General features: G+C 45.3%; 12 protein-coding genes, 2 tRNA genes and 5 pseudogenes. 14 read left to right on the forward strand and 5 right to left on the reverse strand.

The window, feature by feature from the left end:
• The first annotated feature begins 13 nt into the window (after window positions 1-13).
• The gene (locus tag PKHYL_RS16115) at window positions 14-172 is read left to right on the forward strand and encodes a hypothetical protein (RefSeq protein WP_167669394.1); all 159 of its coding nucleotides are present in this window, start codon (window positions 14-16) and stop codon (window positions 170-172) included.
• A gap of 242 nt (window positions 173-414) precedes the next feature.
• Here the strand turns inward: PKHYL_RS16115 and rsmH are convergent.
• Window positions 415-1429: pseudogene (gene rsmH / locus PKHYL_RS16120) on the reverse strand (16S rRNA (cytosine(1402)-N(4))-methyltransferase RsmH).
• Between the two features lie 373 nt (window positions 1430-1802).
• On the opposite strand from rsmH, the pseudogene gltX reads away from it, so the two are divergent.
• From gltX to PKHYL_RS16170, 11 genes and pseudogenes are all read left to right on the forward strand, one after another.
• A pseudogene (gltX, locus tag PKHYL_RS16130) lies at window positions 1803-3264 on the forward strand (glutamate--tRNA ligase); the annotation flags it as partial.
• Between the two features lie 173 nt (window positions 3265-3437).
• The gene (locus PKHYL_RS16135; protein ID WP_071002753.1) at window positions 3438-3755 is read left to right on the forward strand and encodes a hypothetical protein; all 318 of its coding nucleotides are present in this window, start codon (window positions 3438-3440) and stop codon (window positions 3753-3755) included.
• 596 nt (window positions 3756-4351) lie between these two features.
• Window positions 4352-4427, forward strand: a tRNA-Ala gene (locus PKHYL_RS16140).
• 160 nt (window positions 4428-4587) lie between these two features.
• A tRNA-Glu gene (locus PKHYL_RS16145) sits at window positions 4588-4662 on the forward strand.
• 268 nt (window positions 4663-4930) lie between these two features.
• Window positions 4931-5161 carry a LysE family translocator gene (locus PKHYL_RS17850; RefSeq protein WP_269778193.1) on the forward strand — a complete coding sequence of 77 codons (231 nt, stop codon included), beginning with the start codon at window positions 4931-4933 and terminating at the stop codon, window positions 5159-5161.
• Entirely contained in the window at window positions 5151-5585 is a 435-nt protein-coding gene (locus tag PKHYL_RS16150; RefSeq protein ID WP_269778194.1) for a LysE family translocator, read from the forward strand. Before PKHYL_RS17850 ends, PKHYL_RS16150 begins: the two co-directional genes overlap by 11 nt.
• A 209-nt stretch (window positions 5586-5794) precedes the next feature.
• Window positions 5795-6300, forward strand: a pseudogene (locus tag PKHYL_RS19130) (nucleotidyltransferase domain-containing protein).
• Window positions 6212-6514, forward strand: coding sequence for a DNA polymerase beta superfamily protein (locus PKHYL_RS17860; RefSeq protein ID WP_269778196.1), 303 nt, complete (start codon window positions 6212-6214; stop codon window positions 6512-6514). The pseudogene PKHYL_RS19130 and the gene PKHYL_RS17860 overlap by 89 nt, the downstream one beginning before the upstream one ends.
• 26 nt (window positions 6515-6540) lie before the next feature.
• Complete coding sequence (locus PKHYL_RS16160; protein WP_240365609.1) at window positions 6541-7047, forward strand: DNA polymerase beta superfamily protein; 507 nt, start codon at window positions 6541-6543, stop codon at window positions 7045-7047.
• 32 nt (window positions 7048-7079) lie between these two features.
• The gene (locus PKHYL_RS16165; RefSeq protein WP_240365610.1) at window positions 7080-7265 is read left to right on the forward strand and encodes a hypothetical protein; all 186 of its coding nucleotides are present in this window, start codon (window positions 7080-7082) and stop codon (window positions 7263-7265) included.
• Window positions 7262-7678, forward strand: coding sequence for a hypothetical protein (locus PKHYL_RS16170; protein WP_240365611.1), 417 nt, complete (start codon window positions 7262-7264; stop codon window positions 7676-7678). The genes PKHYL_RS16165 and PKHYL_RS16170 overlap by 4 nt, the downstream gene beginning before the upstream one ends.
• Window positions 7679-7793: 115 nt before the next feature.
• Here PKHYL_RS16170 and PKHYL_RS16175 read toward each other — a convergent pair.
• Window positions 7794-10632: pseudogene (locus PKHYL_RS16175) on the reverse strand (aconitate hydratase).
• A 352-nt stretch (window positions 10633-10984) separates the two neighbouring features.
• Window positions 10985-12036: pseudogene (locus PKHYL_RS16185) on the reverse strand (DUF3025 domain-containing protein).
• Between the two features lie 128 nt (window positions 12037-12164).
• Between PKHYL_RS16185 and PKHYL_RS16190 the strand changes: the two are divergent.
• Together PKHYL_RS16190 and PKHYL_RS16195 are read left to right on the forward strand one after the other, a co-directional pair.
• Window positions 12165-12881: a metal-dependent hydrolase gene (locus tag PKHYL_RS16190; RefSeq protein ID WP_071002748.1), complete on the forward strand. Its 717-nt coding sequence runs from the start codon at window positions 12165-12167 to the stop codon at window positions 12879-12881.
• Between the two features lie 44 nt (window positions 12882-12925).
• Entirely contained in the window at window positions 12926-13504 is a 579-nt protein-coding gene (locus tag PKHYL_RS16195; protein WP_071002747.1) for a YchJ family protein, read from the forward strand.
• Window positions 13505-13528: 24 nt separating this feature from the next.
• Here PKHYL_RS16195 and PKHYL_RS16200 read toward each other — a convergent pair whose 3' ends face one another.
• Together PKHYL_RS16200 and PKHYL_RS16205 are read right to left on the reverse strand one after the other, a co-directional pair.
• A complete protein-coding gene (locus PKHYL_RS16200; protein ID WP_071002746.1) occupies window positions 13529-14449 on the reverse strand; it encodes a class II glutamine amidotransferase in 921 nt (306 codons plus the stop codon).
• Entirely contained in the window at window positions 14450-14839 is a 390-nt protein-coding gene (locus PKHYL_RS16205; protein WP_240365614.1) for a hypothetical protein, read from the reverse strand.
• Window positions 14840-14882: the final 43 nt, after the last annotated feature.

A 14882-nucleotide genomic window follows, 5' to 3' on the forward strand; every position in this document is an offset into this window, starting at 1 on the left:
ACGATCTCAAAAAGTGAACGTAAACGATAAAGTAGATAATGGTCTGCAAGCAATGAACGCATCATTGCTCAGCCATACCATTGATAAAAATAAAACCAAAGATGACCGTCTTATAGCGGCAACAGCCTGCCGCTATAGCGATATGTCATATCAAAACCTGCTGTCTTACTAAACCTGCTATCTTGCAAAGTCGAATAGGTCGAATAAATAATCACGTTATTTTAGAGTAAAGAATGACTGAGTCGCTTGATATCTCAGACACTCTCAACTAATAAATGACGGAAAATTATTTGCTGAGCCTAACAGACAATATTTACAGCTTTTTAACAGTGGCGTAGCGATTAAGACATTTATGCATCATTCAGACAAACAATAGCAATCATATGCGATTTACTCCGTGTTTTCATCCATGATTTATGGCGCGGCCGTCTGCTGATACTCTGTGTCGGTGCGAGTTGCCATACGCAACCATGCACTGCGCGCGCGCGGGTTTTGGCTCGTTTCAGCTTTGCTGGGGCCAACGCGTTTTGGCTTGCTAAAATAGCGCGGACGATTGGGCGGCATCGGTAGATTTTCATCTTCTGGATATTGCCCTTTGCTATGTCGCTGCAAAAACTGCTTAATACGGCGATCTTCTAATGAATGAAAACTAATGACCGCAAGCTGCCCGCCTGACTTTAAGATAGCAATACTTTGCGCTAAAAAGTCGTCAACATCGCCCAGCTCATTATTAATAAAAATACGCATGGCCTGAAAGCTTTGCGTGGCTGGGTGCTTGCCGCGTTGCCAATTGGGATGCGCCTCTTTGATTACCTCTGCCAGCTCAAGCGTAGACTCGTAGCTGTCCATTTGCTTGATAGCGCGAGCAATACGGCGACTATGACGCTCTTCACCAAATTCATAAAGCACATTGGCCAATGTCTCATCGTCAACCTGCTCAAGCCACTCGGCAACTGACTGGCCGCGACTGGTATCCATACGCATGTCCACTGCCCCATCGCGCATAAAGCTAAAACCGCGGCTACCATCATCAATTTGCGGTGATGAAATACCCAAATCCGCCATCAAGCCATCCACTTCACTAATGCCCATAGCAGCCAGACTATCTGTCAACGTTGCAAAGCTGTCATGAACCACATGCACACGGCTGTCTTTACTTGCCAATTCCTGCGCCACACTAATGGCTGTCGGATCTTTGTCAAAGACAATCAGTGTGGCGTCATCGGCAAGCTGACTTAATAGTAACCTGCTATGACCGCCACGACCAAAGGTCGCATCAACGTATATACCGCTTATATTTAAGCCATTTTGGTCGCCGTCTTTTTTGCTTGGGTAGGGATTTTACCCCTAGCACGGCAGCGACGGTCTCCTCTAGCAGCACCGCATCGTGGACAAAATCCAGCTTATTAGACGGGGCAGAATCTTCCATTGACGATTGCAGGTTTTGAGCTGCATCATTTTCTATCGAAGAGGGGCTGATCGCAGGCTTAGGAGCAGCCGCGACTGAAGAATGGTTAGCGTTAGCATTTGACTTAGATTTAGATAGGGACACAAACAACTCAATAGATGACGACCATACTGGCCAGTAATTGGATGAAAATAAACAAGTTATGACTTGCCTAGCATTATTATCGCAAGGATACACGGGTAGTCAAGCACTAGAAGGGCTTTTCATTAAAAATATCACATGTCTCTGTTATACTAGCGCTATATTTTACGCTATTTCTTAACACCCTCTTCATATCTTTCATCGCTATTTATACTAATAGCCTATATTGATAGTAAACTTTGAGACTTTTATCATGCAAACCTCTACTGACAGCAAGCGCCCTGTACGCACGCGTATCGCCCCATCACCAACTGGCTTTCCACACGTAGGCACGGCCTATATTGCACTATTTAACTTGGCTTTTGCCAAAGCACATGGCGGCGAATTTATCTTACGTATCGAAGACACTGATCAGACGCGCTCGACTGAGCAATCAGAGCAAATGATTTTGGATGCCTTGCACTGGGTTGGCCTAGACTGGAGCGAGGGTCCAGATATTGGCGGCCCGCACGCCCCTTATCGTCAGAGCGAGCGTAGTGATATCTACAAAAAACACGCCGAGATACTCATAGAAAAAGACCATGCGTTCCGCTGTTTTTGTACCCCTGAAGAGCTCGATGCCATGCGCGCTGAGCAAATGGCCAATGGCGAGACGCCGCGTTATGACGGTCGCTGCGCACATCTTGCTCCAGAAAAAACCGAGCAACTAGTAAGCGAGGGCAAACCACACGTGATTCGTATGCGCGTGCCGACCGAAGGCACCTGTCAGGTACAAGACATGCTACGCGGTACGGTTGAGTTCCCTTGGACCCAAGTCGACATGCAAGTACTGCTAAAAACAGACGGTATGCCAACCTATCATCTCGCCAACGTCGTCGATGACCACTTGATGGAAATCACTCACGTCATGCGCGGTGAAGAGTGGCTGAACTCTGCGCCCAAGCATCAGCTGCTATATGACTACTTTGGCTGGGAAATGCCGACCCTCTGCCACATGCCGCTACTGCGCAACCCCTGACAAATCAAAACTGTCTAAGCGCAAAAACCCAACCTCTATCACTTACTATCGTGATGCAGGCGTGCTGCCTGAAGCGTTACTCAACTATCTCGGTCGTATGGGTTACTCCATGCCCAATGATGCTGAGAAATTTACCTTAGATGAGATGATTGCAAGCTTTGATATTCAGCGTGTGTCGCTTGGTGGTCCGATTTTTGATATCGAAAAGCTCAACTGGGTCAATAGCGAGTGGCTACGCGCGCTCACCCCTGAAGAGCTAAAAAATAAAATCCTTGAATGGGCCAGCAACAGTGACAAGCTGACTGCTATCGCCGCGGCGATTCAGCCACGTATCGAGCTATTGTCTGATGCGGTTAATTGGGGTGGTTTCTACTTCCAAAACCTACCTGACATCAACGCTGAGAGCTTTACCCATAAGTCACTCTCGCCTGAGCAGATTATCGAAATGCTGCAATTAGCACTTTGGCAGCTTGAGACCCTACCAACGTGGTCAGAAGAAAACATCTATGCCACACTAAAAGGCCTTGCTGCTCACCTTGATATCAAGATGCGTGACTTTATGGCGCCGTTCTTTATCGCGATTGCTGGTAGCACTTCATCGACGCCAGTCATGAACTCTATGGCGATTATCGGTGCTGACATGACTCTGACTCGCTTGCGTCATGCAGTTGATGTATTAGGCGGCCTCGGTAAAAGAAATTGAAAAAACTTGAGAAACAAGCGGCAGAATTGCCAGACTTTTTGGCTGTTGAGTAGTTAAAAACTTAAAATGGATCAAATTATGACGTGGGTTTGCAAAAGCTAATTTCACGTCATTTTCAAATTCAATCTGCTCTATAAAGCTTAGATAAAAACATAGGATAATATTATATGGAAGAAGGATATTATAGAGTTGATAAGTACATTGATACTTTTAAAGGTAAAAACTATGGTCTTATCCCAGTGAAAACTAGTGGTACACAGTTAAATAACAGGTTTAAAAATTCTGAAAAATGGGAGCTTATCAAAGAAAAAAGAAATATTGATGAGAGAAATGACAATCAATGTGACATTGATAGAGGCTCTAATTTAACTTATCAAAACATCGAAACAAAAAATATTGTTAAGGTTACTCAGGAACGTTCTAGAAGCGGTAAAACACTACATTGGTCATTTTGCTATTTTTTTGAAGGAAAAGCTGATTTCTAAAAGATGTAGAGCAAATAATTTGTAAGACATTATTAGCATAGTAAGGTGATGACTGCCCAGTCTTGTCTTAGCACTGATATTTACTTAAAATTATCGATTGGAAATGAACATGGCCGCCAAAACCGTCATAATAGAAAGCAAAGATTATGTGTTTAACACCCTAAAAGAAGCGCAAAAATACTACGATACCATCGTAAAAGAGCTTTTGAGGCAAACCTTACCCTAACCACAGGTCAGGATTTTGAAGATTTAAAATGGATATACCGCACTTACTGCGGTTATACCAAGCATAATCTAGATAAATTAGGCAAATATGACATCATTGGGGTCAAAAGTATCAGAACAATCCGAGAAAAAGGCGGTCAATATGTGCCAACGGAATGCTGTGCGATTATTTTTTCTGATTGTAGCGAAGCAGAGTTTTATACCGATAAAGCCATCAAAGAGATCGCGCTTAAGCAAAATCCACGCTAATTTGGGTTTGTTTAGCCTTTAAAATAGGCTAAAACGCTTTTTTTTGCATATTTATGAATTATTTTTAAAATAGTGGTTGACAAGACTGCCGCTCTTACATAAAATACGCACACTCTTAGCGAGGGGCTATAGCTCAGTTGGTAGAGCACTTGCATGGCATGCAAGGGGTCAACGGTTCGACTCCGTTTAGCTCCACCATACTTTATTTATAGCAACGCTCAGTATTACTGAAACGTAATCGTAAATACTCGCTAGTAGGACGATATCAGCACCTAGGCAAGGCTTGCTCTATTATTAATAGATAAGCTATCTGATATTGTGAAGTACCGTTGTAACCACTGGTTATAACACTCTATGCGTCCCCATCGTCTAGAGGCCTAGGACACCGCCCTTTCACGGCGGTAACGGGGTTCGAATCCCCCTGGGGACGCCACTATTCGGCGTCACTTATTAGCCCTTTTGCTTAGCATCAGATCAGACTAATAAGCGAACAATAAAAAAGCCCATTCATCATCCGGTGTCTGGGCTTTTTTACGTCTGTCATTTCTCTAATATATCTTAACGCAGTTCTTTTCATAGCTATCCGCGCTATTGCCAAGCTATTCAATGCTCGCTACTATCTACTCCATAAGTATTCTGTACAATATAAAAATGTCCTACGACGTATGAATTTTTGGTGCTATTAAAGGAAGGTATTGGCTATGTTTGGTATTGAAAACTACCTAGGGTTTGTCCTAGCGGCTATTTTATTGAACCTCACGCCCGGCACTGATAGCATGTATATCATCACTCGTAGTGTCTCGCAAGGGCAAGCCGCAGGAATATATTCTGTATTGGGCATTACCTCGGGCACTTTGGTACATACACTATTGGCAGCACTAGGATTGTCAGTCCTACTCGCCAACTCCCCCTACCACCTTTATGCTTGTTAAATATATCGGTGCGGCTTACTTGTGTTATCTAGGCTTTAAAATGCTAACGAGCAAAAACTCGAACTCAATCGCAAACAGTTTGTCTAAAGCTCAGAATGTGACTAACCAAAAGGCCTTAGACGGGTGGAAAATCTATCAGCAAGGCATGTTGACCAATGTGTTTAATCCAAAGGTTGCCTTGTTTTTTATTGCGTTCTTTCCGCAGTTTATCGACCCTAGTTATGCTTATGGCATGCTGTCATTTTTGATGTTGGGACTGACTTTTGCTACCACTGGCTTTATATGGTGCTTATGTTTGGCGCTATTGGCGGCGCGATTTAGTACACGCTTGCGGGAAAACCCCTCTATTGAAACAATGTTAAATAGAGTCAGCGGTATGGTGTTTATTGGGCTGGGGATTAAGTTATTGACTGAGAAGGGTTGAGTAATTTTTGAGTTGGGGTATGTTGGAAATTAGTCCATAGCAATAATAATTTACTATCTCATCCTAATATATCAAGATTGCTATTTCATCATTACCGCACATCTCCTTTATGCTGTTGTATACTCATTAACAAACAACCGCCGATGATATCTTCTATGCAAAACAACGATACCGATCAAATTATTCAAGCCATACAGCAGGTTTGTCAGATGCGGCAGATTACTTGTCTGCACGCTATTGAAAGTGGCAGCCGTGCATGGGGCTTCGCCTCACCTGATAGCGACTATGATGTCCGTCTGCTGTATTGCCAACCGTCTGACTGGTACTTGAGTTTGTTTGAGGGTAAAGACACGTTTGAGTTTATCCAAAACGATCTGCTCTCAGTACCATTTGACATTGGTGGCTGGGACATCAAAAAGCTCTACAGCTACTCTATAAATCCAATGCAGTGGTATTTGAATGGCTACACTCACCTATTGTTTATGAGCAGCAGACCGACCTAATGGCACACTTGCAAGCATTGAGCATAGACTATTTTCAACCTATCACCGTGTTTCACCATTACCTCGGTATGGCAAAAATGCCAGTCGTGATCTCGACCTTAATGCACCTGTGCGCCTCAAAAAGTGTTTTACTTACTGCGCGCACTGCTTGCGGCAAAGTGGATATTAACAATGCATACGCCGCCGCCAGTCATCATGAAGCAGATGCTTGAGCTGTTTGAGCAAAAAGTGCAAACTGAGATACTAACCTTGATTGATATCAAGCGCACGCAAGATGAAAGTTACATACACCAGCTTTCACCAATAATGATCAACGCGATTGCATCACTACGCGCCAGCATCGACAACCCCACTTTTGCACCCACCACGGCTTCCGATATTGCCCCCTTAAATGCGTTTTATCGTAGCGTTGTACGCTCGATATAACAGTATATGGCTAATATTTAGGTTAAATGGCAACCAATATAGATGACACATTCAATATCAAAAAAGAGAAGCCCGTTATGCCAGCAGCCCCTTTAACCATAGAGCGCCTCAAAGCTGAAGGGCTGATTCTCTTAGAGTGCGTCTCAGGTAGTCGCGCTTATGGCCTCGCGACCGCCGATTCAGACACTGACATCAAAGGCGTGTTTTATCTGCCAAAGTCTTATTACTTTGCTCGCCACGGCGACTATATCGCGCAAGTCAGTAATCGTAGCAATGATATCGTCTACTATGAGCTTGGACGCTATATTGAGCTGTTGCTGCAAAACAATCCCAATATGATGGAATTGCTTGCCACACCAGCCGAGCACATCCTATATCAACATCCGCTCATGGCACATTTTTCTGCTGATTGGTTCATTAGCAAATTGTGTCAAAAAACCTTCGCAGGCTTTGCGAGTAGTCAAATCAAAAAAGCACGCGGATTAAACAAAAGATCGTCAATCCGATGGACCGTGAAAAAAAATCCATTTTAGAATTTTGCAGCGTATTTATAGATGGGCGTAGTATGCCGCTGAACGAGTGGTTACAGAAAACCGCAATCGATCAGCGAAGTATTGGACTGGCAGCGATGGCAAAAGCGACGCACATGTATGCCATGTATATTGATAAAACTGAGACACTTAGATTTTCGGGCTTGTATCAGCATGCAGATGCCACTCAGCTGCGCCTAAGTGCCATTCAAAAGGTATGACGCCTATCGCTTATCTGTCGTTTAATGAGCAAGGCTATAGTAAATACTGCCGAGACTATAAAGAATACTGGCAGTGGGTTGCTAACCGCAATGAAACGCGCTATCAATCTACCATTGCTCACGCCAAAGAATATGATGCTAAAAATATGATGCATACCATTCGTCTACTTGAGATGGCATACGATATTGCCACGACTGGCAAAGTCATCGTCGAGCGTCCTAATCGTGATGCGTTGCTGAGCATCAAAGCAGGTCAAAGTGAGTACAACGAACTATTGGAACAGGCTGATCATCTAAGCATCCAGATTGCCACCGCTTTTGAGCGCAGTCAGTTGCCTGATGTACCCAATGAGCAAGCAGCATTGTCAGCTTTAGTCATGGTCAGAGATCGGTTGTATGCAAGTACAGATTGAACCTATTCAGCGATATATGATGCTGATATGAAAATCGTAGCGGACAAAAAAATGCTCAACCAATCGGCTGAGCATTTTTTATGATACTACATTCCATATTGAGTATAACTAGCGATTAGCCTGCTTCTTTGCTCTCGCTTGCCAATTGACGCAGTACATAGTGCAACACGCCACCATGACGCACGTATTCGCGCTCTTTTGGTGTCTGTAGGCCGACATTGACCTCAAAGGTTTCGGTCGAGCCATCGGCGCGGGTGGCAGTGACTTGAGCGGTTTTGCTCTCGCCATTGTTTAGGCCAGTGATGCTCAGTACTTCAGAGCCATCGAGCTTGTAGGTTTGAGCGTCTTCGCCATCTTTGAAAGTCAATGGCAGCACACCCATACCAACTAGGTTTGAACGGTGAATACGCTCAAATGAAGTGGTGAGTACCGCTTTGACACCAAGCAGAATGGTACCCTTCGCTGCCCAGTCACGACTAGAGCCTGAGCCATACTCCGCCCCGCCGAGGACGACGAGCGGACGCTTGTCTTCTTTATACTTCATCGCTGCATCATAGATAGCCATTTCTTCGCCATCTTGTAGCGTCGACTTATCATCTTTGAAGTAATAGGTATAACCGCCTTCTTTGCCGCCCATCATTTGGTTTTTGATACGGATATTGGCAAGGTACCACGAGTCATGACTGCATCATTACCACGGCGTGAGCCATAACTGTTGAAGTCCGCTTCCATGACGCCGCGCTCTTGCAGGTACTTACCTGCTGGTGAATTTGGATCAATATTGCCCGCAGGTGAGATATGGTCGGTGGTGATTGAGTCACCAAACAGACCTAAGATACGCGCACCTTCGATATCAGGGATACCCTCTGGCTCCATGGTCATACCATCGAAGAACGGTGGATTTTTGATGTACGTTGAGCCTTCATCCCATGGATATAGCTGGCTATCGGCTGAGCTAATCGCGTTCCACTCTTTACTACCGTCGAACACTTCACCATAGTTTTTACGGAACATATCAGCATCGATATTATTGGCAATCAGCTCGTTGATCTCATCTGACGTTGGCCAAATGTCTTTTAGATAGACATCATTGCCGTCTTGGTCTTGACCGAGTGGGTGGGTAGTCAAGTCAATATCGACTGTACCTGCTAAGGCATAAGCGACAACCAATGGCGGCGATGCTAGGTAGCTGGCCTTGACGTGTGAGTGAATACGACCTTCAAAGTTACGGTTACCTGACAAGACCGCGGCAGCGACTAAATCGTTCTCTTCGATGCCTTTTTCGATCACATCAGGAAGCGGACCTGAATTACCAATACACGTGGTACAACCGTAACCGACCAAATAAAAACCTGTTTTTCGAGCTCATCCATCAGTTTGGTTTTTCAAGATAATCGGTGACTACTTTTGACCCAGGTGCCAATGAGGTCTTAACCCAAGGCTTGGCTTTGAGGGCCTTTGGCAGCGGCCTTTTGTCGACCAATCCAGCACCAATCATGACGGCTGGGTTCGAGGTGTTGGTACAAGAGGTAATAGCGGCAATCACGACTGAACCATCGCGCAATTTGTGCTCTTTTTCGTCAATATTAACGCTTGAGAACACGTTATTGGCTGGCTGGTAGCCTTTGCTATCGTCAGTTTCGGTGTCAACGTCGATCTTTGGTTCAGCTGCCAAGTGTTCCGCTTGCTCTTGCTCGCCGCCTTCTTGGTCAAAGCGTACTTTGCCTTCGACTTCTGACTTGCGGTCTTTGGTCATTTTTTCTAGCGTTTCGCCAAACTTCTCATGCATATCAGACAGGTTGATACGCTGCTGCGGCAAGTTCGGCCCTGCTAATGCTGGTTGTACTGACGATAGATCGAGCTCTAGCTTGCTCGAGTAAGTCGCCGCTGGCGTATCGGCATCATGCCATAAGCCTTGCGCCTTGGCATATTTTTCGACCAGCTCAATTTGCGCTTCGTCACGGCCTGATAGACGCAGATAGTCAATCGCCATTTGGTCAATCGGGAAGATACCACAAGTCGCGCCATATTCTGGCGACATATTGGCAATCGTCGCCCGATCCGCTAATGGCATTTGATGCAAGCCTTCACCGTAGAATTCGACAAACTTACCGACCACGCCATGTGCTCGTAGCATCTCGACCACACGCAAGACGAGATCCGTTGCGGTGACGCCTTCACTGAGTTTGCCTGTCAGCTCAAAGCCAACCACTTGCGGGATGAGCATCGAAGACGGCTGACCGAGCATCGCCGCTTCAGCTTCGATACCGCCAACGCCCCAACCAAGCACACCGATACCATTAATCATCGTCGTGTGACTGTCGGTACCAAATACCGTGTCAGGATAGGCGGTCAGCTCGCCATCGACATCCGCTGCCATGACTACGCGCGCAAGATACTCAAGGTTGACTTGGTGCACGATACCCGTCGCGGGCGGGACAACGACAAAGTTCTCAAAGGCATTACGGCCCCAATGTAAGAACTCATAACGCTCATTATTACGCTTAAACTCAATCTTTTCGTTGAGATCCAGCGCATCCCTCACGGCCATAAGCATCCACTTGTACCGAGTGGTCAACGACCAGCTCACTAGGAATAAATGGGTTGATTTGCTCAGCACGACCGCCAAGCTCCACTACCGCATCACGCATCGCTGCCAGATCGACGACTGATGGCACGCCGGTGAAATCTTGCAGCACTACCCGTGCTGGCATGAAGGCAATCTCTTTGGACGCCTCAGCGCCAGCGTCCCAGTTGGCCACTGCTTCGATGTGGTTTTTGCCGACAGACTGACCATCATCTTCGTTACGCAATAGGTTCTCTAGTACAACTTTCATACAGTATGGTAGCGTATTGATATTGTCGTAAGTCTCGGCAAGTTTGGGCAAGCTATAATAGGCATGCTCCTTGCCATCGACCGAAATGGTGTCTTTTACATTAAAAATATCACTCATGGTAGCTTCCTTATCGTTGTTATAAATCCTAAACATAAATGGCCAGTTACAATTTAGCATTTATGTGGATATTGGTGGCTCAATAAATGGTGGTTTATTAAAGAAACACTGTGTCAAAGTAGGCACTAAAAACATTCATTATTACAAAACCATGTAAGACAAAAATCCTAAGATATATGTTTCATCAACCCAAGCTGTAAAAGTGCTTGTAAGACCTGACATCAGCTTGTTTTTACCATAACAAATATATAGTACTTTGTTAACGTCTGGACGTAGTCAAATCGTGGCACAATCGTAACTGTAACAATGTGTTAGCGCTTTATTAATGAGAGGCTAGCCAAATCCATTTTTATTATTTTTTACGGCGACCACTACGAAACACAAATGCATCATCATAAAAATGAGAATCTTCATTCTCGGCCCAAAAATGCGGCACACCTAAAATGGGCAATGGCGATAAATGACACGGTGTGACTGTGTCCTTTGATAATAATTCATTCATATAATCAGCCAATTTATTATCCAAAAGGCGATGCGCTGCTGCGTTGACAAGGCAAAGAAATCTTGGCCGACGCTGATGACCACACTATGCGCGCACAAGGGCTTACGCGGCGTTATCAATTGCTCAAGGAGAGCATGACCAAAAATATAAACCACCGCTTGCGCGTTTGGACTAGGACTTGTAGGGTCATCCCACTGCGTGCGCGGCTGCACCAAACTGCCCTGCCAGTCAAAGCCAATCAACGCCTCGCCAATACTAGGATTGGCGGTAACCAATACCGCGCCGTTTTCATCAAACACAGTGATGGTATCGCGCACCCGCCCTCGACTGGCACCGACCCCTTGCTGCTCAATCTCAAGCATATGATAGTGGTTTAGCAGGGCTTTGGTCTTAGGAAAAGTCAGCCAAATACTGCCGTTAAATAAGTCGTGTAAGTTATCACGCGTCGGGATATTGCCCGTACTGCCGATAAAACTTTCGTAAGCCTCGCCATCGGGCAATGCATTTTGAGAGACAAACTGTAGCGTTTGAGGCGTTTGGTTATGGGTAGGTTTGGTCTGCGGTAATGGCTGCTCTAAATGATTGGCCTGCTGCTGCATCGCCGTTTTTAAGACGTTGGCAATCGTGTCAGGCGTGCTGATGTTACAAGCATTGATACCATGCGTATCTAGACTTTCTGCATTATCCAAACTACTCGATTCACTTAAGTTATTCATCTGCTGACTTGGTCTACTAAGGTGCTCAATAGTGGTGCTCAAGTAATGTCGTTGAGTAATGTGCAACAGCCACGGCGCTTGCCAATCAATCTCAGCAAAGCTGTTATCAAGTGTGCCCTCTATTTTAGAAGGCGGCTCAATACAGGCGTTAGAATCAGGTTTGGTAGGTAAATCACTGGCAGGCATAGGCGCTATCTCTTAAAGGCTATCTCTGTTAGATGTCTGGCTACTCTATGGTATCATGGTGCGCTTTTTTACGGCTAGACGGGCAGCTCGAAACGTTGTGTTCGCGCGCTCTTTATTGATGAGTTTTTATGGCAAATTTTAATACCCACTTAAATGTCGCTTTTATGGTCAGCGGCACCCTGAGTTTGACGGTTTATAAAGCTGGATTGATTGATGATTCAGGGTTTTTAGTATGCGTGGCGCTTGGTACCATCGGTGGATTGCTACCAGATTTGGATTCAGATAATTCAACACCGATTAAGCTGGGTTTTAATATTACCTCGTTTGTCTTTGCCTTTGGCTTGGTCATGCATTGGCGTAGTGATTTGAGCTTGCTCGCATTGATCGCATTATGGCTGGCGGGTTATGGTTTTATGCGTTATGTGATCTTTCATATTTTTACCACCATGACCGTACATCGCGGCGTTATCCACTCTGTGCCTTATATGGCGATACTTGGACTGGGGTTAACCTGTCTAAGCTATTATGGTCTGCATCTACCGCTGACAACCAGTTGGTTTTATGGTCTGTTTTTATTTGGTGGCGCGATGGTGCATTTATCATTGGACGAATTGTATAGCGTCAATTTGTCCAATATGAAAATGAAGCGCTCGTCGGGTACGGCGATGAAGTTTTATCAGCATAAAGACAAATGGTGGTATTTGCTGCTATACGTTATTTTGGCGTTATTGTTATATATCGCGCCGCCGTTTGACACCTTTTGGCAACAGGTCAGTGATCCTGCAGCTTGGGCAAAGCTTAAGCTCGGTCTATGGCCAGAATTGATAAAAGGCTGGCGAAGTTAAGGCCGCCTCTACCAGCAAAAAATGATAAATAATGAGAGTACACTATGTCGACTTCTGCCGCCCTCCAAACCTGCCCTTGCCAAATCAACCCCGCGTCAGAAACCACCACCGCGCCCCTACTTTATAAAGACTGCTGTCAGCCTTATCATGACAGCCTGTTAAATAAAGAAGCGGATAAAACTGACGGCGTACAGGCAGAAACGGCGGAGCGGCTGATGTGCACGCGTTATAGCGCTTTTGTGCTTATCAAGCCAGAATACATCGTCAAAACCACACTACCCGCGCAGCAAAGCTTACTTGATGTGACAGCAATTGAGGAATGGGCCACCAAGACCGATTGGGCAGGATTAGAGATTGTAGAACACAAGCCAAAGCTTGGTAAAAGACATGCACAGGTTGAGTTTAAGGCTTATTTTAATACCAAAGATAATACAAATGATTTAGCAGGAAAAATACAAGCGCACCACGAGTTGTCTGCTTTCGTAAAGGTTACAAACAAAACTAATCAAGATGCACGCTGGTACTTTATCGACCCGACCGTGCGCATGAACGTGAGCCAAAAACAGCCGTGTATTTGTGGCTCAGGGGAGAAGTTTAAGCGGTGTTGTGGGGTTTATATTTAAACAACGTTAGATATCCATTGACCGCTAAACACTCGCCCCAACTTCCCTTGCAATCGCAATCCCTTCCTCAACGGTCAAAAACTTGCGCTGACTTGGGCTGTCTTTATAAATGACGTCACCATCTTGAAAGATTAAGCATTCATTGACGGCGAGCTGCTGCCACTTCTCATTTTCAGTCAATGGCACGGTCACCAAAATCGTCACCTTATCGGTATCGGTGGTGACATCGCTAAAATTAATCGCCATATCATCGTCCGCCAGTTTGGCTTCACCAAATGGCGCTTTGCGCGTGAGATAAAACAGTAAGCTACCTGCATACGCCAGTTGCCACCTGCCATTGGATATTAAGCAATTAAATAACCCATTGGCCGATAGATAGCGACATTGCGTGGTCAAAAAATTAAACAGTGTCTTGTCATCAGGACGGGTTTTAAAGCTGCTCTTTAAACGATTGACCAAATAGCAGAATGCCATCTCAGAATCAGTACTGCCTACTGGTTGACAATGCGCGGCATTGCCGTTGTCTTGCAAGCGCTGACAGCGTTTGATAAATTCGCTATTCATCTGTCCATTGTGCGCAAATACCCACTGTTCGCCCCAGACTTCACGGACGAATGGATGGGTGTTTGCCAAGCAGTTCTGCCCTTGCGTCGCTTTACGAATATGCGCAATAACGTTCATGGCTTTGATTGGATAGTTGTTAACCAAATCAGCGACTGGCGATAGATGGCTTGGACGATTATCATGAAACAAACGCAGACCCGTTGAGTCATTTGCCGTCTCATCATTGGTTTTGTCATTATTGCTGCATTCGCTGCGCTCAAAAAACGCAATACCAAAGCCATCTTCATGACTGTCCGTCATACCGCCGCGCTTGCGAAACCCTGCAAAGCTAAAACCAATATCTGTTGGGGTATTACAGTTCATTCCTAAGAGTTGACACATTTATAAAGTACCGCCGTTATTGTCATCTATTATTGAGTTACCTTGAGTAGCATTGCCTTGAGTAGCATTGCCTTGAGTAGCATTGCCTTGAGTAGCATTGCCTTGAGTAGCATTGCTTTGATTGGCAGATAGCGCATCAAAGTCAGCATCACTCATCTCATCAAGCAAAGCGGCACCATCAGTTGGGATGGTATCCAAAATGCGCTGAGCTTCTGCCAAGACGGTGTCTTCTACCCAGAGAACGATACCCGAGTTCATACCAGGGATTGCGCTGAGCGGCTGCAAGGACACGGTTATGCCGTTATTACGTAATAGATTGGCATGCAGCTCGCCTTGTATATTGGTATCAAAGCGCGCCAGTTTGTGCCAGTTGTCAACGTGATCGGTCATGGGATCGCCTTCAAAGTGTTGGTAGGTACATACCTGAGTAAAA

This window comes from Psychrobacter sp. KH172YL61 (genome assembly GCF_007182895.1).
Taxonomy (GTDB): domain Bacteria; phylum Pseudomonadota; class Gammaproteobacteria; order Pseudomonadales; family Moraxellaceae; genus Psychrobacter; species Psychrobacter pacificensis.